Consider the following 19,784-nt stretch of genomic DNA (forward strand, 5'->3'; position numbering starts at 1 on the left):
GAGGGGGTAATGGCAGTGCGCATGGTTGCGGCCGCGGTGCTGTGGCTGCTGGGAAGCATGGGAGTCGCGCAGGCACAGAACTACGGCCTGCACCAGAAGTCGCTGGAACGGATCAACGCCGCGCAGGCTGTCGCGCCATTGAGCGTGGACACTGCCTTCGGCGAGCAGGTCAGCCACTACAACGGCAGCGTGCAGTTCGCCAACGTCGACATTTCCATCCCGGGCAACACCTCGATTCCCGTCGAACTGCGCCGCCGTTTTGCGGTGCAGGGCCACAAGGGCCCCTCGGGCCTGCTGGGCGGCATGGGCGAGTGGGACATCGACCTGCCGCACCTGAAGGGCACCTTTTCCTCGGCCGCGGGCTGGAAGGTCGGGCCGTCAAACTCCGTCCAGCGCTGCAGCACCACCAGCGCACCGCAGGACACGCCGCTGTTCCAGTCGCACGACTATTGGGACGGCTACCACCTGCACGTGCCCGGGGCGGTCGACGAGATGCTGCTGCACACCCCCAGCAGCCTGATCCCGGCGCCTGGCAGCGGCAGCTACCCGTGGATCACCAAGGGCATGTGGCGGATCAGCTGCAAGGCCTCCACCAAGAACGACTATGGCGGCGAAGGCTTCATCGCCCATTCGCCCGACGGCCTGAAGTACCACCTCGACTGGGTGGTGACACGCGCCTACCCCTCGGCGAAGTCTGGCTGGACTTCGGGTCCGGGGTCTTCGATTTCCCGCAGCGTGGTGTACTTCCTGGTGTCGCGCGTGGAGGACCGCTTCGGCAACTGGGTCGACTACACATACTCCGGCGACAAACTCACCGGGATCAGCTCCAACGACTTGCGCCAGATCAGCCTGACCTGGAGCGGCGCCAACGTGGTCACGGCGACCTCGAGCGTGGGGACCTGGAGCTATACCTATGCAAGCGGGCGGCTGTCACAGGTCACGCAGCCCGATGCAAGCAAATGGACCTACACGCCCACTGGCAATCTCGTGATCGAGACCACCGATCCCGAACCGATCGACGATCCGTTCAACAACTGCCTGGAAGGCATCGTCGACTGGACCGGCAATTTCGCCTACGGCGTGACCGCGCCCTCGGGCGCCAAGGCGCAATATGCCTTCACCATCCTGAAACACTATCGCCACAACGTCCCGAAGATCTGCGTCAAGCCCACAACCACGTACCAGTACCTGGAGATCCCGAACAGCACGCTGAACTTTACCGTGAGCCAGAAGACGGTGACAGGGCCGGGATTGCCCACGATGACGTGGGCGTACAGCTACGACACCGGACACAGCCTCGGCTTTGCCGACATGTGCGCCTCCAACCCCCTGATCTGCCCGCCCATGAAGGGAAACATCGTCACCGGCCCGGGTGGCACCTGGACGCGCTACTCCTACGGCATGCTCTACGGGGTCAACGAAGGCCAACTGCTGAAGGTCGAGCAGGGCGGTGGTCCCTCGGCGATCCTGCGCACGCAGGTCAACACCCACGTCGCGAATGCCGAGGCGGCAGGCCAGAATTTCCCGGCCAGCGTGGGCATCAACCCACTGGGCTACTCCGACCAGCTCTCGAGCAACTGGCTGCGCCCGTTGCGGCAATCGGTGACCACGCAGCAGGGGGTGAACTTCACCTGGCAGGCCGGCAGCGCGTGCTCGGGCAAGCTCTGCTTCGACGCCTTCGCGCGCCCCACACAGGTGACAAAGTCCAGCACGGTGACGGGTAACCCCACACGCACCGAGCAGACCAGCTACCACGACAACACCAGCCTCTGGGCGCTGGGTCAGGTGGCGCAGGTGAAGTGCGTGGCACCGACCACCGCGCTGCCGGCGGGCTGCGGGTCCGCGGGGGTGGTGATGTCGGAGACGAGCTACCAGGCCGCCTTCGCGCTGCCGCTGGTGAGCAAGCGCTTCGGCAAGACCATGCAGACGCTGGGGTGGGACACTACCTCGACGGTCGCCAGCGGCAAGCGTGGCACGGTGAAGACCGTTGCCGACGGCAAGGGCAACACCATCACCCTGAGCAGCTGGAAGCGCGGCATTCCGCAGTCGATCAAGTATCCCGCTACGCCTGAGGCGCCCACGGGAGCCACGCAGTCGGCAGTGGTCAGCAACGCCGGCTGGATCACCTCGGTTACCGACGAGAACAGCTTTGTCACCGGCTACACCTATGACGCCATGGGCCGACTGGCGGGCATCGTGTACCCGACCGGCGACAGCACGGCCTGGAACACCACCACCCAGGCCTTCCAGCAGGTGACCAGTGCCGAATACGGCATCCCGGCCGGTCACTGGCGCCAGACCGTCAGCACCGGCAATGGCCGCAAGGTCACGTACTTCGACGGCCTGTGGCGGCCGCTGGTCACGCGCGAGTACGACACCGCCAACGAGGCGGGCACCCAGCGCTTCCAGCGCTTCACCTACGACCATGCCGGGCGCACCACGTTCGCGTCCTATCCGGCCACGGTGCACAACCCCACAACGGGCAGCTGGAACGAGTACGACACCCTGGGCCGACCCACTTCAGCCTCGCAGGACAGCGAACTCGGCCTGCTGACGACAATGACGACCTACCTCACCGGGTTCCAGACCCGGGTGACCAGCCCGAAGCTTTACCAGACCACCATGCGCTTCCTGGCGTGGGACCAACCGACAAGCGACTTCCCGGTCCAGGTCACGCATCCCGAAGGTGCCTTCACCCACATCACCCGCGACGTGTTCGGCAAGCCCACCGTTCTCAGGCGCAGCAACAACAGCAGCCCGACCGGCGGCACGGTCGCGCTCAACCGCAGCTATACCTACAACGCCCACCAGGAGCTGTGCCGCAGCGTGGAGCCGGAGACTGGCGCCACGCTGATGGGCTATGACCTGGCCGGCAACCTCAGCTGGTCGGCCGCGGGCCTGCCGGCGGCCACCGCCTGCCATGCCACGGGCGAACACGCGACCATCAACCCGCGCAAGGTCAGCCGCGCCTACGACGCCCGCAACCGCCTGACGGCGCTCGGCTTCGCCAACGGCATCGGCAACCAGGCCTGGACGTACACGCCTGACGGCCTGCCGGCGACGATCGCCACCTACAACACCAGCGGCGGCACGTTGGTCACCAATGCCTACACGTACAACAAGCGCCGGATGCAGACCGGTGAAAGCGTGAAGCGCGGCACGGCCGCGGCCTGGGCCGTGGGCTACGGCTACAACGCCAACGGCTTCCTGAGCAGCCTGGTCTATCCCTCGGGCCTGACCGTGAACCATGCCCCCAACGCGCTGGGCCAGCCGACGCAGGCCGGCAGCTACGCCACCGGCGTGAGCTACTTCCCCAACGGCGCGATCAAGCAGTTCACCTATGGCAACGGCGTGGTGCACACGCTGAGCCAGAACGCCCGCGGGCTGCCGGCGCGCAGCACCGACTGCACGCTTGCGGGCACCTGTGCTTCAGCCAACCGGCGGCTGGACCTGCAGTACGCCTACGACGAGCACGGCAACGTCAGTGACATCACCGACCACGCCCTGGGCGGGCGGCAGACGCGCGGCATGAGTTACGACGCCCTGGACCGGTTGATCCAGACCACGTCGGGCAGCACGGTCTTCGATACCGCCAGCTACGCCTACGACGTGCTGGACAACCTGAGCACGGTGCACGTGAGCGGAGGCAGCCAGAGCCGGAACCATACCTATGCCTACGACCCGGCGACCTGGCGGCTGAGCCAGGTGAAGAACACGGTCGGCGGCACGGTGGTGGCGAACCTGACGTATGACGTACAAGGGAACTTGGCCACCAAGGGTGCGCAGACCTATCAGTTCGACCTGGGCAACCGCCTGCGCAGCGTGCCGGGGAAGGAGGCGAGCTATGAGTACGACGGCCATGGCCGGCGGGTGTACGCGCAGACGGTGGGCAGCGGGCAGATCGTGTCGCAGTACGCCGGCTCCGGGCCGCTGCTGTACCAGGAGAACCACAAACAGGCCAAGCGGATCGACTACGTATACATGGGCAGCAGCCTGGTCGCGTTCCGGGAGCGGCCGTTGTCGGGGACTACGGCGACAGTGAAGTACCAGCACACCGATGCGCTGGGGTCACCGGTGGCGGTGACGAATGCGGCGAAGGTGCTGATCGAGAGCAGCGAGTACGAGCCATACGGCCAAGTTGTGAACAAGCCGCTGTTCGACGGGCCGGGCTACACCGGGCATGTGCAGGATGCCGCGACCGGCCTGACGTATATGCAGCAGCGCTATTACGATCCGCAGCTCGGAGTGTTTCTATCCGTCGATCCGGTGACTGCTTACTCAAATCCGGTCGGGCAATTTAATCGCTACAGATACGCAAATAACAACCCGTACTCTATTACAGATCCTGACGGTCGATGCGGCACCCGCATTCCAGGGCGGGCCGCGCCAAATTGCATAAGTAATGGAACTGGAAATATATCAGTGGAAAGTCAGAACATCGACATTAAAGCACGACGAGCGGCGGGCGCGGGAGCGACTGTCATAGGAGCAAGTTCGGCTACAGGGGGCGGGGGAACGGCGAGTGGCGCATTGCAAACCGCTGGGAGGATACTCGCTGGAATGGTTAGTGCACCAGTTGCTGCCATTGTTGTGGGGATAAGCGCGGCGGTCTATTCCTCGGAGGCTGGGGCTGGTAGTGATGATGTTTCGTCGCCGTACACCTTGTATCATGGCACCTCCGAAGCGCACGCGCTTGCGTTCTTGAATGGTATGGTTCTCTCGTCAAGTGGCGCTACAGAAAACCATATTCATGGTCAGATTGGGTTCTATTTGGCAACGGACCCAGGCGCCGCGTTGGCATTCAGTACTTATCACTCTGACAGATATGCAGTGCTACAGTTCACGATAAGCAAGGAGGCTATGTCCAGTTTAATACAATCTGGGGCGAGATTTCAGCCCATCCCCCAAGGAGGCCTGAGGATGACTGGAGTCGAGTTCTATGTACCAGTTTCTTCATTCGGAACATTCAATGGGATGATCGGCTCAGGCGGTATACTTATAACGCCGTATGAAGGAGGATTTTGAAGTGAAAGTTTACAGAGGAATGGATGCACTGAGAATTTCTCCACATATTTTCCTTCGAGATAAGATTTCTGCTAATCAATCTATTTCTTTGTCGTTAATTGAAACGGCATTTTACGACGGGGTGCCGTCGATTGCCGCTGAAGTTAGCAGTGAATATTCTTCGGTATTTTTTAGTAGTAATTGGATAGAAGAATTTTATGGAGCCAAGAAGTTCTCCTCTTTTACTTTGCTTCCGCTCTCAGGGATGCAAAATACTTTTCGCGGCGAAGTGTTGCTTTCTGCGTTCTGTGATTTTTACGCATTCTTAGAGTATGGCAGGATAATATTTAAATTCGGCGAGTGTGAGGATGGTTCTGTTATCGACAGGATTGTGGAGAAGAGTTGTGGGTTTAGGTTTGGAGTTGTTTTCAGGTCTCCTGGTAATGAATAGCTTCGCGCCGCTAGTGACATGAAATTTTCCGGTAGAATGTGCCTCGGGCGAATTAATGCAAGAGTGTTTGTGCTGACTGGATCATTTAATAGAAGTGGCTACTTCCGGCGAGTTTCCACGCCACCCTATGGCGTATGCCCGGCCACGTGCGCACTCCGCTGCGCCGCCAGGAACGCCCGCAGCGACGCGGGCTTGATCGGCTTCGTCAGTACCCGGTAGCCCCGGGCCCGGACCCGGGCATCCCGCTTCACCTGGTCGCTACCGTCCGCGGTCACCAGCGCACCCGGCACGCGAGGGCCGTGTTCGCGAAGTGCGTCGAGGGTGTCCAGGCCGTCCATCCGGTCGTGCAGGTGGTAGTCCACCAGCAGTACATCCGGTGCCTTGGCCATCTTCCGCAGCGCCTCGTCCACGGTGGTTGCATGCAGCACCTCGATGTTCCAGCGTCCCAGCAGCAGGACCAGCCCACCAGCGATTTGCCTGTCCAGGTCACGCATCCCGAAGGTGCCTACACCCATATCACCCGCGACGTGTTCGGCAAGCCCACGATCCTGCGCCGCAGCAACAACAGCAGTCACACCGGCGGCACGGTCGCGCCCAATCGCACGTATACCTACAACCAGACCGGGGAAAGCGTCAAGCGCGGCAGCGATGCGGCCTGGGCCATCGGTTATGGCTACAACGCCAACGGCGTCCTGAGCAGTCTGGTGTACCCGTCGTCGCTGACCGTGAACTACGCCCCCAACGCGCTGGGCCAGCCGACGCAGGCCGGCAGCTACGCCACCGGCGTGAGCTACTTCCCCAACGGCGCGATCAAGCAGTTCACCTATGGCAACGGCGTGGTGCACACGCTGAGCCAGAACGCCCGCGGGCTGCCGGCGCGCAGCACCGACTGCACGCTTGCGGGCACCTGTGCTTCAGCCAACCGGCGGCTGGACCTGCAGTACGCCTACGACGAGCACGGCAACGTCAGTGACATCACCGACCACGCCCTGGGCGGGCGGCAGACGCGCGGCATGAGTTACGACGCCCTGGACCGGTTGATCCAGACCACGTCGGGCAGCACGGTCTTCGATACCGCCAGCTACGCCTACGACGTGCTGGACAACCTGAGCACGGTGCACGTGAGCGGAGGCAGCCAGAGCCGGAACCATACCTATGCCTACGACCCGGCGACCTGGCGGCTGAGCCAGGTGAAGAACACGGTCGGCGGCACGGTGGTGGCGAACCTGACGTATGACGTACAAGGGAACTTGGCCACCAAGGGTGCGCAGACCTATCAGTTCGACCTGGGCAACCGCCTGCGCAGCGTGCCGGGGAAGGAGGCGAGCTATGAGTACGACGGCCATGGCCGGCGGGTGTACGCGCAGACGGTGGGCAGCGGGCAGATCGTGTCGCAGTACGCCGGCTCCGGGCCGCTGCTGTACCAGGAGAACCACAAACAGGCCAAGCGGATCGACTACGTATACATGGGCAGCAGCCTGGTCGCGTTCCGGGAGCGGCCGTTGTCGGGGACTACGGCGACAGTGAAGTACCAGCACACCGATGCGCTGGGGTCACCGGTGGCGGTGACGAATGCGGCGAAGGTGCTGATCGAGAGCAGCGAGTACGAGCCATACGGCCAAGTTGTGAACAAGCCGCTGTTCGACGGGCCGGGCTACACCGGGCATGTGCAGGATGCCGCGACCGGCCTGACGTATATGCAGCAGCGCTATTACGATCCGCAGCTCGGAGTGTTTCTATCCGTCGATCCGGTGACTGCGCATGATGCCAAGGATTGGCGCCTTTTCCACCGTTACGCGTATGCCTTTAACAATCCCTACGGCTTCACTGATCCCGATGGACGGCGAGCAAGTGGCGAGAATGAGCCGTCGCCTCCACCGGAGCCAACGACGATCGAGACAATTACTGTCAGAGGTGATCCCAGTAGCTCATTGCCCCAACCTCGCATACCGAGCTTCTTTAGACTAACGACCACGGAAACTCTTCGTAGAGATAGATCCGCCGAGCAGGCGATCGAAGACGGCGTTTTGACACGGACAGTGACTTTGCCTGCGATGATAGTGACAGCATCGCCCAGCGCAATTTCTATAGGCAGTAGCGCTGCGCCATCCGTTGGTAGCGGCATGCTTGTTGTGGGCCGCGCTGCTGTTGATCCAAGATCCGTCAGGAGTGTCTGCTTGGCTGCCGGAATTGGTGCTTCGTTCTGTAATGGCAGGGGGTTTGAAGTGCTCGATGACCTACTTCAGAAGGGCCAGCAACGTAGAGAAGCGCGTGAGGGGGTGGTGCGGGAAACAAGAGAGAGGGCTGACAAGAGAGAAGTTTCGCAATGATTTCACCCAAGGTTGAGTCTGAGTCCTATCAACGGGCAATTCAAATGCTCAGAAAGGGCAGTGTTGATCTAGCGGTGCGAAAACTGGAAGGACTTTCTGCGGACGGCGATGGCCATGCAGACGCCATTCTTGGAGCCATCTTTGAGTTTGGAAAAGGGGACATTAAGCCGGACGCACGCCGAGCACTCAGCTACTACGAGCGTAGTGTTCGTTTGTCCGCATCTCTTCAGGGCTGGATGGGTGTCGGGCGTATTCGCTTACTTGGAAACGATGAGCTCCGCAATTACCAAACCGCACTTGGTGCGTTTGTTCGCGCCGCGGAGTCTGCAGATTATCCCCAAGCATGGTTATCAGTTGCCGAGATGAAGATGCGGGGATTAGGAACGCCGGTCGATCTTGATGAAGCAGAACGATCGTTTCGGCATGCGGTCGAACTGGGGAACATTCTTGGCTACACGGGGTTAGCCGCCGTTGCATTTCGCCAAGGAAAGCTGCTTTCGTCTCTACTGTTCAGATTTAAAGCGATATCGAAGGCTGTGGCGGCTGTCGCGAAGCACAAGGGCGGTGGGGACGCATTGCAACGTTGGTAATCGTGCCGTCGCGCCTGAAAGGCTGGCCAGCATGGCGCCGCAAATGGGCGTCGGATCAGAGTGTTCAGCGCTAATACGATCCACAGCTAGGACTCTTCCTCAGCGTCGATCCGGTGGCGGCATTTTCAAACCCGGTGGGACAGTTCCATCGATATAGATATGCAAGTGGCAATCCTTACACATTCAAGGATCCTGATGGACGCAAGTCTTCCATGAGAGATCATCCATGCATCACGCAGAGCCTTGTGTCCATCTCTATGAGCGGAATGGCAGCTGCCGGAGCCAAAACAAAGACATACTCCGTGAAGGTTCTCGGGGACCAGGTTGCGGTAATCACGCCTAGTAATTGGTCTGGAAATCGAGGCGCGCAACAAGTTCAAGTTCAATTTAGAGAGGGATTCCCGTGAGGCTTCTAGTAGTTCTTCTGAGTGCGGCGACTCTGATGACGGCATGCCATCCTCCGGAGGAGGAAGTTGCAATCGCCATTGCGAAGGAGCAATTTGGACTTGAAAAGGCGCTTGCGTGCACAGATGAACATTTTATTAAGTCAGTGACGACAGATTATTATATTGAAACGTTTTGGGTATGCCGGGACGGGCAGGGGGAAGAGTTAAACGTAAATATACTCATAGATGGGAACGGGGTGAGGGAGGTCCTTCGCGCCGAGGCCTATTCAGAGTTGTCTGATGACAAGCTGATAATCCGCGGAGAATAGGCTGCTGTGCGGTAATCGTCTCGGGTTTAGTAGACACTCACTGACCGCTGAGGGCACAGCGCCATTCAAGCTCTACCGGTGAGACGCCACCAGCAGAACAGATCATCGCCTTGTTGCTCGACTGAGCGCCGGAGCCTTCCCCCGCAAAGCGGGGGAAGGTGCCCGAAGGGCGGATGGGGGAAATCCCGCGGGACACCCCATCCACCACAATCTCAGCGCCGCTTCCGCTTGCCGTTGACAAACTCGGCAATGAACAGCAGCACGATGGCGCCGATCAGCGACGCGATGAAACCCACTTTCTCGCCCTGCTGGTACCAACCCACGAGCTGCCCGACCCAGCCCGCGAACAGCGCGCCGACGATGCCGAGCACCACCGTCAGGATGATGCCGATGTTCTGTTTGCCGGGCTTGATCAGGCGCGCGAGCACGCCGACCACGAAGCCCACCAGGATGATCCACAGCCAGCTGCTGCCGCCGAATACACCTTCCATGACGCCCCCTCTCAAGTGGATGACCCGCGGAGCTTAGCAGGCCCCGGAGGCGCCGCAGGGCGTGCGCGCCTCCCGGCCGGCGCGCCTCAGCAGCAGCCGTGGTCGCCGTGGCGGGTGCCGCTGTCGGCCGCCACCGCCGCACCCGTGGTTTCGCCGCGCGCGCTGGCCGCCTGGTGGGCGGCGATCACCTGCGCCACGCAGGACGTCACCCGCTTGCCCATCTCGATGTGCAGGAACTCGTTGGGGCCGTGTGCGTTGGAGTGCGGGCCGAGCACGCCGGTGATCATGAACTGCGCGCCCGGGAACTTCTCGCCGAGCATGCCCATGAACGGGATCGACCCGCCTTCGCCCATGTACATCGCCGGGCGCTTGTAGAAGGCCTGGCTGGCGGCGTCCACGGCGCTTTCCAGCCATGGCGCCATCGCCGGCGCGTTCCAGCCGCTGGATGCCTTCTCCAGTTCAAGGGTCACCTTCGCGCCGTTCGGCGGATCGCGCAGCAGCGCCTCCTGCAGCAGCTCGCCGGCGCGCTTGCCGTCGAGCGTGGGCGGCAGGCGCAGCGACAGCTTCACCGCGGTCTGCGGCCGCAGCACGTTGCCGGCCGACTCCAGGGTCGGCATGCCGCCGATGCCGGTCACCGACAGCGCCGGACGCCAGGTACGGTTGAGCACCAGCTCGGTGAGGTCGTCGCTCATCGGCGTCATGCCGGGCAGGAACGGGAACTTGTCGAACACCGCCGTGTCGAGCACGTCTGCGCACTTGCGCGCCTGGGCCAGCCGGTCGGCGGGGATCTCTGCATGCAGGCCGTCGAGCAGGATGCGGCCGGTGTCCTCGTCCTCGATGCGCGAGAGCAGCTGGCGCAGCAGGCGGAAGCTCGACGGCACGACGCCGGAGGCATCGCCCGAGTGCACGCCTTCATCGAGCACGCTCACGCTGAAGTTGCCGCCGGCCAGGCCGCGCAGCGAGGTGGTGCACCACAGCTGGTCGTAGTTGCCGCAGCCCGAGTCCAGGCAGACCACCAGCGAAGGCTGGCCGATGCGGTCGGCGAGGTGATCGACATAGGCGGGCAGGTCGTAGCTGCCGGACTCCTCGCAGGCCTCGATCAGCACCACGCAGCGCGCGTGCGGCAGCTTCTGTTCGTGCAGCGCCATGATCGCGGTCAGCGAGCCGTAGATCGCGTAGCCGTCGTCGGCGCCGCCGCGGCCGTAGAGCTTGCCGTCGCGCAGCACCGGCTTCCAGGGGCCGAGGTCGTCGTCCCAGCCGGTCATCTCGGGCTGCTTGTCGAGGTGGCCGTAGAGCAGCACGCAGTCGTCGGCGTTGCCGCCGTTGGTCGCGGGGATCTCGATGAAGATCAGCGGCGTGCGGCCTTCCAGGCGGACCACCTCGAGCTGCATGCCGGGGATGTCCTGGGCGCGCGCCCAGCCCTCCATCAGCTTGACCGCGTCCTCCATGTAGCCGTGTTCCACCCAGTCGGCGTCGAACATCGGCGACTTGTTGGGGATGCGGATGTATTCCACCAGTTGCGGAACGATCTCGTCCTCCCACTTGGACGACACGAACTGCTCTGCGCGGGCGGGATCGATCAGGCTGGTATCCATGGCGGAACCCTGTTTCAGCGGGGAAACCGCAATTCTACGCCCCTCCCGTCAGGGTTTCCGGACGCCCGGGGGCGCGGGGGACTGGTATCCGGGCGGGCGTCGTGGCGATGCACGTGGCCTGCGGCGGCGTCGGAGACTGGCCCCGCCGGTGCCAGGAAGGCCCGGCGGAATGGAATCCATACACCGCAAGGAACCGCAAGGAGAGCGCCATGATTCCCCTGAAGTCCGTGCTTGCACCCGTGCTGCTGTCGCTGCTCATCGCCGGCAGTGCGTTCGCGAGCGAGAAGGTCAACATCAATACCGCCGACGCCGAGGCCATCGAGCGCGCGCTGGTCAATATCGGCCTGTCGAAGGCCGAGGCGATCGTCGCCTACCGCAAGGCCAACGGTGCGTTCAAGAGCGCCGATGAACTGGTCAACGTGAAGGGCGTGGGCCTGAAGACCGTCGAGCGCAACCGCGACCGGATCGTGGTGGGCGGCGGCGTTGCGAAGCCCGCGGCCGCGGCGGCAAAGCCCACCCCCGCCAAGCCCAAGCCTGCGGCCGCCGCGGGAACGCCCTGAGCAAGGCCGGGCCTGTTCCGGGGCGCAGGGACGCGCCCTGGAGCAAGGGCGGGGCCGTCGGTTCGCACGCGATGGCCCCGTCTGTTGTCAAGGCGCATCGGGACGCAGGGACGCGTCCCGGGCGCCTTCGCGTGGACGCCCGAGCGGGATGCCCGTGCCGGCACATCCGCGCGGGACTCCCGCTCGGACACTGGTGAGCGCTTTGGCAGCGCTACACTCGCGCCATGTACAGCGCCGCAGCCTTCGCGCGACATCTTCCGGCGAACGAATACCGGCGCCTGCGCTGGCGCAACGGCCTGGGCTGGACGCGCGAGATCCACGCGGCGTCGCTGGCCGGGGGTGATGGCTGGGACTGGCGGCTGTCGATTGCGGAGATCGAGGCCGATGGTCCGTACTCCGCGTTCCCGGGCGTGGAGCGCGAGCAAGTGCTGCTGTCGGGCGAGGGCCTTGCGCTGGATTTCGGCGACGGCCACGAACGGATGCTTGCACCGCCGCACGGACGGCAGCGCTTCGGCGGCGACGCGGCCGTGCAGGCGCGGCTGCCGGCGGGCCGGGTCGAGGTGTTCAACCTCATGTGGCAGCCTGGGCGGGTTGCGCCGCGGCTGTGGCATCGGCCGCTGGTGGACTCGATGCTGCTGTTCGTCGACCCCGGGAGCAGTTGGGCCGTGCACGTGATGGCCGGACAGGCCACGGTTGGCGGCGATCACGCGATGCCGCTGCTGGAGATGGGGGACAGCGCGCTGCTGGCCGCCGGTGATGCGCGCCTTCGGTACGTGATCGAGGGCGCGGGCGAACTCCTGCTGGTGCGCGTCGAGCCGAAGGCTCTGCAGACACTTCGGCCTTAGCGCGTGGTGGTCGCTCAGTACACGTCGCGGCGGTAGCGGCCGGCGACGAGCAGCTCCTCGACGCGCTCCTTGCCCAGGACCTCCCGCAGCACGGCATCCACGCCCGGCGCCATGCCCTTGAGGCTGCCGCAGACCAGGATCGTGGCGCCGTCGTCGACCCATTGGCGCAGGCGGGCGGCTTCGGTGCGCAGCGCGTCCTGCACGTAGCCGCGGTGCATGGCCGCGTTGTCGCCGGTCGCGGCGGAGGCTGGAAGGCCCGCGCCGTCCCCGTCGCGGGAGAAGGCGAGGTCGAGCCGCGCCAGGGCGCCGTCGTCCAGCCACTGCAGGATGTCCTCGCGCAGGTGGAAGTCGCGGTCGGCGTGGCGCTCGCCGAATAGCAGCCAGCTGCGGTGGCCACCGGCGGCGACGCGCTCGGCGAGGTGCGCGCGCAGTCCGGCAATGCCGGTGCCGTTGCCGACCAGCACCAGCGGGACATCCGTTGCAGGGCCGCGGAAGCCCGGGTTGGCACGGGTGCGCAGGTCGATCATGCCGCCCGCCGGCGCGTGGTCGCAGAGCCAGCCGCTGCCGACGCCGGGGCTGCCGTCCGGGCGCAGCATGCGCCGCAGCAGCAGGCGCAGCGCGCCTTCGCCCGGCACTGAAGCGATCGAGTACTCGCGATGCGGCAGCGGCTGCAGGCGGGCGGCAAGGGCCTGCGCATCGAGTCCCTGGACATCTTCAGCAGCGGGCAGGTGTGAGCGCGAAAGCAGGTCGCGCAGCGAGGCCCGGGCGTCGCCGACGCGGACCTGGGTCGCGGGATCGAGGCCGGTCGCAACGAGCAGCGCGGCGACGGCCGACGGCGCCTGCCGCGGCCCGATCTCGGCGATGTCCCCGGCGCGCCACTGCGGGTGGCTGCCGGCCGGCGGCGACAGGCGGACCTCATGCACCGCGCCGCCGACGCTGCCGGGGTTGAGCTCGCGCCGCGCGGCCAGCGTCCAGGGCGCGTAGCTTGCCGGCGACCAGTCGGGCAGCTCCGGCGCCCCGGCGGCGACGCCGAGGTGGTGCTGCCAGTGGCGCAGCGCGGCGGGATCGCCGTTGTCGACTTCGACAAGGTCGAACAGCGGACTGGCGCCCGCGCCGCGCAGCCACTGGTCCAGGGCGTGGCCGAAGGCGCAGTAGTTCTGATAGCTGCGATCGCCCAGCGCCAGCACGGCATAGCGCAGGCCGGGCAGGGCGAGGTCGGGGCGCATCGCGGCGCGGATGAAGGCCGCGGCGGGGTCGGGCGGGTCGCCTTCGCCGGTGGTGCTGGCGACGAACAGCGCCTGCCGCGCCGCGGTGAGCGTCGCCGCGTCGAGCCTGGCGATATCGCGCAGGCGCGCGCGCAGGCCGGCGGCGCGCAGGGACTCGGCCGTGCGTTGGGCGAGTTCGAACGCCTGGCCGGTCTGGCTTGCATGGATCACCAGCCACTCGTCGGCTTCGGGTGCGCGGGCGTCCGTGGCGTCGGACGCGGCTTGCGCGCGCTCACCGCGGCGGGTGCGCCACAGCCTGGCGACGCTGGCGCCGACGTATGCGGCCAGGAGCAGGGCGGCCAGCCATCCCTGCCGGGCGGAAGGCGGTCCGGGCCACCAGGACTCGTCGTGCAGCGGGATGAAGGCCAGCGCTGCCAGACACAAGGCGAACAGGATCCCGGCCTGCAGCACGCGTGCGGTGCTCACGGCGCGAGGTGCCGGCGGAAGGCGTCGGTGCTGCGTTCGTGCAGGCCTTCGGCGTCGCGCAGCACGAAGCGTGCGGCGATGCCGCGCGCCTGCGCCAGTCGATGGCCATCGTCTGAGCCCAGCACCGTGAGCGCGGTCGCCCAGGCGTCGGCGGCCAGGGCGGTGCTTGCAACCACGGTGACCGCGGCGGGGGCGTGGTCCACCGGTGCGCCGGTGCGCGGGTCGACGGTGTGCGAATACAGGCGGCCGTCGTGGTCGAAGCGGTGCCAGTGGTCGCCGGAGGTGGCCACGGCGGCGTCTTCCAGGACAAGCACGCAGGGCGGCAGCGTGTGTTTGTCGCCGTCGCCGGCATTGCCGTCGACGCTGATGGCGCCGCCAACGTCGCCAGTGCCGATACCGTTGTCGCTGTCCTCATCCGGCCAGGCCTCGGCCAGCACCTGCCAGGCCTTGCCGTCGGGCTTGCGCCCGTAGCCACGCAGTTCGCCGCCGACTTCGACCAGCGCGGCCGGCACCCCCTGCGCGCGCAGCCAGGCGACGGCGGCATCCACGCCGTGGCCCTTGGCGATGCCGGAGAGGTCCAGGCCGACGCCGCCGGGCTGGCATGCGCGCCGGCCCGGCGCGTCGAGTTCGACGCGCTGCCAGCCGACCCGTGCGCGTGCGGCGGCAAGCGTCGCGGCATCGGGCACCGCGCCGCCGTGTCCGCCCGGACCGAAACCCCAGGCCGCGACCAGGGGGCCGACGGTCGGATCGCAGGCACCGCCGCTGTCGGCGGCGATCGCCAGCGCGTCGCGCAGCACGTCGAAGAACGGCTGCGGCAGCGCCTGCCAGCTGCCGGCGGGTGCGCGGTTGTAGCGACAGATGTCGGAGTCGTGCTCCCAGGTGCTCATCTGCGCGACCACCTCGTCCAGGCAGGCCTGGATGCCGACATGCAGCGCGTACAGGTCGGCGTCGGGCGGTGCCGACACCGAAGCGTGCCAGAGCGTGCCCATGGTGGCGCCGCCCAGCGCGTGCACCGCGTGGGCGCGGCGCGCGTCGACGGCGCCTTCCCGGGTCATTACTGCGGCAGCACTTCCATCGTGGCCACGTAGCCCAGGCGGCGGGCGTCGGCCTGCGGCAGGGTTGCCTTGTCGTCGCGCAGGTTGGCTTCCAGCCAGTACATGCCGGCCTCGGGCCAGGTCACCGTGAACTCGCCCTTGGCGTCGGTGGTGACCATGATTTCTTCCTGGGCGTTGCGGTAGCGGGTACCGCCGCGGGTGATCTCGAACTCGACGCCGGCCGCGGGCGCGCCGTCGGCCAGCATGCGAAAGCGCGCTTCCTCGCCGGCGAACAGGTCGTTGGGGTGGGTCACCGGCACCAGCTCCAGGCCTTCGTTGGACGGCTGCAGGTTTTCCGTGGTCGGCGAGCCGTTGGTGACGAAGGTTTCGATGCGGCTCACGCTCTGCGTGACCGTGAGCTCCGGCGCGTCCTTCGGCACCTCGGTGGCGAAGGTCTCGGCGGTACCGCGCCAGCGCTTGGGCTTGCCGTCTTCCTGCCAGCTCGCGTTGAGCCCGGTGTTGACCACCGCGATGCGGTACGTGCCCTGCTGCAGCAGCTCGACGTCGAACACGCTGCGGTACTTGCCGGTGGCGGGATTCTGCGCTTCGACCGCGGTCCCGTCGGGCGCGGTGATCACCAGGTTCCGGGTGCGCAGCGGCACGTGGTTGAAATAGAACAGGTCGTTGGACACCGCGGCGTCGACCGTGATCCACGGGTTGTTGCCCGCGATCACCGTCTGCGAGGGCTGCAGCCAGGCCTTGTGGGCGGCGGCGGTCATGGGCAGCGTGGCGGCCAGCGCGATCGCAAGCGCGAGGGTCTTCTTCATCGTGGATCTCCGGTTCGTGTGCTGGTCGTGGTTCAGGGCTTGATGGCGAGGGCGATGGCGCCGAGTTCGGTCTTGCCCTGCGCCTTGCCGGACTGGGCGGCGGTCGCGGGCCAGTCGAAGGGGATCTTCAGCAGTTCGCGGCCGCCGACTTCGCGCACGGCTTCGACCACGAGGTTGTAGCGGCCGGCGGCGAGGCCGGACAGGCGCGGGTCGCGCGCATCGAACTTGACCGCATGGCGGCCGGCCGGGCGGGTCGGCCCGGTGACGCCGTCCACCGGCATCTGCTGCGTGCGCCCGGACTTGCGCCACCACTGGCGCAGGTCGGGCAACCACTTGGTGCCGTGGCCTTCGGCGGTGTCCTTCAGCATGTACCAGACCGTGAGGTCGGCGGCGGCCTTGCCCTCGGCGCCTTCGACGTAGACCGCGACGTAGGGGCGGTGGTACTCGGCCACGGTCATCGTGGGGATCTCGACCTCGACGGTCAGCTCCACGGCGTATACCGGCGCGGCCAGCAGGCCGCCAAGGACGATGGTCAGGGGAATGCGCATATGCGGTTTCCTGGTGGTCGTGTGGTCAGTGGATGAACAGCAGCGCGAGCAGCACCGGCACCACCAGCCCCAGGCCCACCCAGGGCCAGGTGGTGGGGCGCTGGCGCGCGTGCATCTGCAGCAGGAACAGCCCGGTCAGCGTGAACACGATGCAGGCGATGGCGAAGACGTCGATGAACCAGCCCCAGGCGGGACCGGAGTTGCGACCCTTGTGCAGGTCGTTGAGGTAGGAGATCCAGCCGCGGTCGGTGCGTTCGTACTCGACGGCGCCCGCGGCCTTGTCGATCGCCAGCCAGGCGTCGCGGCCCGGGCCCGGCATCGACAGGTAGACCTCGTCTTCCGACCACTCCGCATCACGGCCGCCGACCGGCGCATCGAGTTCGTCGCGCAGCCAGCGTGCCAGCGGCTGCGGCAGCGGCGCATCGCCTTCGGAGTGTGCGTCGAGCTGCGGGAGCAGGGCCGCGGGCAGTTCGACCTGCCGGTTCTCGACCGAGGGGCTGCCCTCGATCTTGGCCGCGTGGTTGAGCGTGATCCCGGTGACCGCGAACAGCAGCATGCCGACCAGGCAGACCGCCGAGCTGATCCAATGCCACTGGTGCAGCGTGCGCAGCCAGAAGCCGCGCCGCTGCCGGGCTGCCTCAAAACTGCACATTCAACCCCACCCAGAGATTCCGCGACTTGTCCTTGTTGTTGTAGTCGTCAAGGTACGTCGGTGCCCAGGCCCCGGTGTTCGCGTCCTGCGTCCAGATCGTCTGGAACGAGGTGAAGTCCTCGTCGAGCAGGTTGTTGATCCGCGCGTTGATGCTGATGCTGTCGTTGAACCGGTACTGCGCGCCGAGGTGGAACGCGGTGTAGTCCTCGTAGTCGCGACGGACGCCGTCGACCGCATCGCGGTAGCGCTTGGAGCGGGTCTCCGAAACCAGCTGCATGCTGAACCTGTCGGTCGCCTGCCAGCCCAGCGTGGCGTTGGCCATGTGCTTGGCGGTGTCGGTCAGCGGCAGGCCCTTGTCTGCGCCGCTGAGCTGCTCGCTGTCGGTGAAGGTGTAGTTCGCGCGCAGCGACAGGGTCTCGCTGATGCCCCAGCGCCCGGCCAGCTCGGCGCCCTGGATGCGGACCTCGTCGATGTTGATGTTCTGTGCGTAGGTCGTGTAGCCCAGCAGTGCAAAGTCGCCCAGGTTCGCGCAGGGACGCACGCCGCCGGTCTGCTCGCAGCTCTGGTTGGCCTCGCCACGGGTGATCTTGTCGTCGAAGTCGTTGCGGAACACGGTGACGTTGAAGTTGTGCCGGCTGTCGGGCGAGGTCCAGTACAGCGCGACCTCGCTGTTGACGCTGGTCTCGGGCTGGAGGTCCGGGTTGCCGACGAAGGGCAGGGTGCCCTGGGCGCCGAAGCCGGTGATGCCGTCGTACAGGTCGGTGGTCTTGGGCGTCTTGTAGCCGGTGCTGACGCCGCCCTTCAGCGTCCAGGCCGGGGCGATGTCCCAGACCGCGTAGGCGCGCGGGCTGAGCTGGCCGCCGAACACGTTGTGGTCGTCGTGGCGCAGGCCCAGGGTGATGGTCAGCGCCTCGATCGGGTTCCAGTTGTCCTCGGCGAACAGCGACCACATCTTGTGCTCCTGCACGGTGCCGTTGCCGTCGCCGCCGGCCTCCATGCCGAACACGCCATCTTCGAGCTCACCGTCGGTGACCTGGCCGCCGACGATGACGTGGTGCCGCTCGCCCACGGCGAAGTCGAGCTTGGCGTCCAGCGTGTACTGGCTGCTTTCCATGGCGCGCTTGGGGCGGGGCAGGAAGGTGTCGGCAAGCAGCTGCCGGCGTTCGTCGCGGCCCAGCCCCGCGTAGGGACCGGTGGCGCAGGTGGCCGCGTCGTCGCAGTACATGTCCTCGTGGAGCAGGCGCTCGGCCACGGTGAAGGGCAGGGTGCGGCCGTGGTTGGCGGTGTCGATGTGCGCCAGCGAAACGAAGCTGTTGCCCCAGCCCCACTGGCCCTGGTACGTGATCGACCACTGGTCGCGGGTGAACTCCTGGTCGGCGGCGTAGCCGACGCGCGGCGCCGCGCGCCAGAGGCCCTCGATCCCGTCGACGGTGCCCAGCGGATAGGTTTCGGTGCCGAGGTTGTTGATCCAGGGCGTGTTGTCGTACTTCTGCTCGGAGGTGTCGTAGTCGAACACCACGCTCTGGTATTCGCTCGGCGTCCAGCTCAGGGTCACGCCGGCAGTCTTGTTGGTGTTGTTCACCGTCTTGCCACCGCCGCCGAAGCCCAGCGAGCGCTCGAACCCGGTGCCGTCGGGCGCGGTGATGACCTCGTACTCCGGCGTCGAGGCGTCGCGGTCGTACCACGAGCCGCGCACGCCCAGGCCGAGCCTGTCCTTCACCAGCGGACCGCTGAGGGCGAAGTCGAAGGTGCTGTCGCTGCCGAAGTCGTCGTTTTCCTGGTAATTGTGCGAGACGGTCGCAGAGCCGTACCAGCGCTCGCCGACCTTGCGGGTGATGATGTTGATCACGCCGCCCAGCGCGTCGGCGCCGTACAGGGTGGAGGCCGGGCCGCGGATCACCTCGATGCGCTCGATCATGTCCAGCGGCGGGATGTGGTTGAACTGGTTGCCGCCGAAGTTGTTCGGGTAGATGTCGCCGTGGTTGTTCTGGCGCCTTCCGTCGATCAGGATCAGCGTGTAGTCCGGGCCCATGCCGCGCATGCTGATGGTCTTCTGGCCGGTCTTGTCGGAGGTCTCGCCGACGTCCACGCCCTCGAGGTCGCGCACGGCGTCGATCAGCGTCATGTACGGACGCTTGGTCAATTCTTCGCGGGTGATCACGCTGATGCTGGCCGGTGCGTCGGTGATCTTCTGTTCGAAGCCGGCGGCGGTGACGACGATGGTGTCGAAGTCCGTCGGATCACCGCTGCCGTCGGGCTGCGCCACCTGGGCCGTGGCCTGGGACAGGGGCAGCAACGCCGCGATGGTGGCGAAGAGAAGAGTGCGCGCGGGGACGTGTCGCCCAGAGAAGCGGGCAGCAGTGGTGGACATGGAAAGAAAGCTCCGGAGTCGTTTGCAGCAATGAAGGGTGCCCACGTCTCTGGCGGCTGCTGGACGGGTCGAACGGCTGT

The 19,784-nt window shown here is 65.9% G+C and carries 15 protein-coding genes and 1 pseudogene; 7 read left to right on the top strand and 9 right to left on the bottom strand.

Going from position 1 to position 19,784, the window contains the following annotated elements; genetic code table 11:
- Positions 1 to 9 precede the first annotated feature (9 nt).
- Both E2169_RS10420 and E2169_RS10425 read left to right on the top strand, forming a co-directional pair.
- Positions 10 to 5,025, top strand: a complete 5,016-nt coding sequence (locus E2169_RS10420) for an RHS repeat domain-containing protein (protein WP_132986548.1) — start codon at positions 10 to 12, stop codon at positions 5,023 to 5,025.
- Between the two features lies 1 nt (position 5,026).
- Positions 5,027 to 5,455, top strand: a complete 429-nt coding sequence (locus E2169_RS10425; protein WP_132986549.1) for a hypothetical protein — start codon at positions 5,027 to 5,029, stop codon at positions 5,453 to 5,455.
- Between the two features lie 125 nt (positions 5,456 to 5,580).
- On the opposite strand, the pseudogene E2169_RS10430 reads toward E2169_RS10425, so the two are convergent.
- A pseudogene (locus E2169_RS10430) lies at positions 5,581 to 5,943 on the bottom strand (response regulator); the annotation flags it as partial.
- Here E2169_RS10430 and E2169_RS14690 point away from each other — a divergent pair.
- From E2169_RS14690 to E2169_RS14565, 3 genes are all read left to right on the top strand, one after another.
- Positions 5,875 to 7,785: an RHS repeat domain-containing protein gene (locus E2169_RS14690; protein WP_132986551.1), complete on the top strand. Its 1,911-nt coding sequence runs from the start codon at positions 5,875 to 5,877 to the stop codon at positions 7,783 to 7,785. The pseudogene E2169_RS10430 and the gene E2169_RS14690 sit on opposite strands and share 69 nt — an antisense overlap.
- The gene (locus E2169_RS10440) at positions 7,782 to 8,375 is read left to right on the top strand and encodes an SEL1-like repeat protein (RefSeq protein WP_132986552.1); all 594 of its coding nucleotides are present in this window, start codon (positions 7,782 to 7,784) and stop codon (positions 8,373 to 8,375) included. The genes E2169_RS14690 and E2169_RS10440 overlap by 4 nt, the downstream gene beginning before the upstream one ends.
- Before the next feature lie 113 nt (positions 8,376 to 8,488).
- Entirely contained in the window at positions 8,489 to 8,782 is a 294-nt protein-coding gene (locus E2169_RS14565; RefSeq protein WP_370465126.1) for an RHS repeat-associated core domain-containing protein, read from the top strand.
- A gap of 520 nt (positions 8,783 to 9,302) precedes the next feature.
- Here E2169_RS14565 and E2169_RS10450 read toward each other — a convergent pair.
- Both E2169_RS10450 and E2169_RS10455 read right to left on the bottom strand, forming a co-directional pair.
- Positions 9,303 to 9,581, bottom strand: a complete 279-nt coding sequence (locus E2169_RS10450) for a GlsB/YeaQ/YmgE family stress response membrane protein (RefSeq protein WP_132986553.1) — start codon at positions 9,579 to 9,581, stop codon at positions 9,303 to 9,305.
- Positions 9,582 to 9,667: 86 nt separating this feature from the next.
- The gene (locus tag E2169_RS10455) at positions 9,668 to 11,176 is read right to left on the bottom strand and encodes a M20 family metallopeptidase (RefSeq protein ID WP_370465125.1); all 1,509 of its coding nucleotides are present in this window, start codon (positions 11,174 to 11,176) and stop codon (positions 9,668 to 9,670) included.
- Between the two features lie 209 nt (positions 11,177 to 11,385).
- Here E2169_RS10455 and E2169_RS10460 point away from each other — a divergent pair, with 209 nt between their 5' ends.
- Positions 11,386 to 11,736, top strand: a complete 351-nt coding sequence (locus E2169_RS10460) for a ComEA family DNA-binding protein (RefSeq protein WP_132986554.1) — start codon at positions 11,386 to 11,388, stop codon at positions 11,734 to 11,736.
- A 224-nt stretch (positions 11,737 to 11,960) separates the two neighbouring features.
- Positions 11,961 to 12,581: a HutD/Ves family protein gene (locus tag E2169_RS10465; protein WP_132986555.1), complete on the top strand. Its 621-nt coding sequence runs from the start codon at positions 11,961 to 11,963 to the stop codon at positions 12,579 to 12,581.
- A 14-nt stretch (positions 12,582 to 12,595) separates the two neighbouring features.
- On the opposite strand, the gene E2169_RS10470 is transcribed toward E2169_RS10465, so the two are convergent.
- Genes E2169_RS10470 through E2169_RS10495 form a run of 6 tightly spaced genes read right to left on the bottom strand, consistent with a single transcriptional unit; the run spans position 12,596 to position 19,704 of the window.
- A complete protein-coding gene (locus E2169_RS10470; protein WP_132986556.1) occupies positions 12,596 to 14,272 on the bottom strand; it encodes a flavodoxin domain-containing protein in 1,677 nt (558 codons plus the stop codon).
- The gene (locus E2169_RS10475; protein ID WP_132986557.1) at positions 14,269 to 15,327 is read right to left on the bottom strand and encodes an FAD:protein FMN transferase; all 1,059 of its coding nucleotides are present in this window, start codon (positions 15,325 to 15,327) and stop codon (positions 14,269 to 14,271) included. Before E2169_RS10475 ends, E2169_RS10470 begins: the two co-directional genes overlap by 4 nt.
- Complete coding sequence (locus tag E2169_RS10480; protein WP_132986558.1) at positions 15,327 to 16,133, bottom strand: DUF4198 domain-containing protein; 807 nt, start codon at positions 16,131 to 16,133, stop codon at positions 15,327 to 15,329. The genes E2169_RS10475 and E2169_RS10480 overlap by 1 nt, the downstream gene beginning before the upstream one ends.
- A gap of 32 nt (positions 16,134 to 16,165) precedes the next feature.
- The gene (locus E2169_RS10485) at positions 16,166 to 16,681 is read right to left on the bottom strand and encodes a DUF2271 domain-containing protein (RefSeq protein ID WP_132986559.1); all 516 of its coding nucleotides are present in this window, start codon (positions 16,679 to 16,681) and stop codon (positions 16,166 to 16,168) included.
- 25 nt (positions 16,682 to 16,706) lie between these two features.
- A complete protein-coding gene (locus E2169_RS10490) occupies positions 16,707 to 17,333 on the bottom strand; it encodes a PepSY-associated TM helix domain-containing protein (RefSeq protein ID WP_132986560.1) in 627 nt (208 codons plus the stop codon).
- Positions 17,320 to 19,704, bottom strand: a complete 2,385-nt coding sequence (locus tag E2169_RS10495; RefSeq protein ID WP_132986561.1) for a TonB-dependent receptor domain-containing protein — start codon at positions 19,702 to 19,704, stop codon at positions 17,320 to 17,322. The genes E2169_RS10490 and E2169_RS10495 overlap by 14 nt, the downstream gene beginning before the upstream one ends.
- Positions 19,705 to 19,784 lie beyond the last annotated feature (80 nt).

Origin of the sequence: Luteimonas terricola, from assembly GCF_004352845.1 — a bacterium.
Lineage (GTDB): Bacteria > Pseudomonadota > Gammaproteobacteria > Xanthomonadales > Xanthomonadaceae > Luteimonas > Luteimonas terricola.

Excerpts from the sequence above, each read along its gene's own strand:
- E2169_RS10420 (WP_132986548.1), top strand. The coding sequence starts at position 10 with ATGGCAGTGCGCATGGTTGCGGCCGCGGTGCTGTGGCTGCTGGGAAGC.
- E2169_RS14690 (WP_132986551.1), top strand. The coding sequence starts at position 5,875 with ATGCAGCACCTCGATGTTCCAGCGTCCCAGCAGCAGGACCAGCCCACC.
- E2169_RS10440 (WP_132986552.1), top strand. The coding sequence starts at position 7,782 with ATGATTTCACCCAAGGTTGAGTCTGAGTCCTATCAACGGGCAATTCAA.
- E2169_RS10450 (WP_132986553.1), bottom strand. The coding sequence starts at position 9,581 with ATGGAAGGTGTATTCGGCGGCAGCAGCTGGCTGTGGATCATCCTGGTG.
- E2169_RS10455 (WP_370465125.1), bottom strand. The coding sequence starts at position 11,176 with ATGGATACCAGCCTGATCGATCCCGCCCGCGCAGAGCAGTTCGTGTCG.
- E2169_RS10460 (WP_132986554.1), top strand. The coding sequence starts at position 11,386 with ATGATTCCCCTGAAGTCCGTGCTTGCACCCGTGCTGCTGTCGCTGCTC.
- E2169_RS10465 (WP_132986555.1), top strand. The coding sequence starts at position 11,961 with ATGTACAGCGCCGCAGCCTTCGCGCGACATCTTCCGGCGAACGAATAC.
- E2169_RS10475 (WP_132986557.1), bottom strand. The coding sequence starts at position 15,327 with ATGACCCGGGAAGGCGCCGTCGACGCGCGCCGCGCCCACGCGGTGCAC.
- E2169_RS10480 (WP_132986558.1), bottom strand. The coding sequence starts at position 16,133 with ATGAAGAAGACCCTCGCGCTTGCGATCGCGCTGGCCGCCACGCTGCCC.
- E2169_RS10485 (WP_132986559.1), bottom strand. The coding sequence starts at position 16,681 with ATGCGCATTCCCCTGACCATCGTCCTTGGCGGCCTGCTGGCCGCGCCG.
- E2169_RS10490 (WP_132986560.1), bottom strand. The coding sequence starts at position 17,333 with ATGTGCAGTTTTGAGGCAGCCCGGCAGCGGCGCGGCTTCTGGCTGCGC.
- E2169_RS10495 (WP_132986561.1), bottom strand. The coding sequence starts at position 19,704 with ATGTCCACCACTGCTGCCCGCTTCTCTGGGCGACACGTCCCCGCGCGC.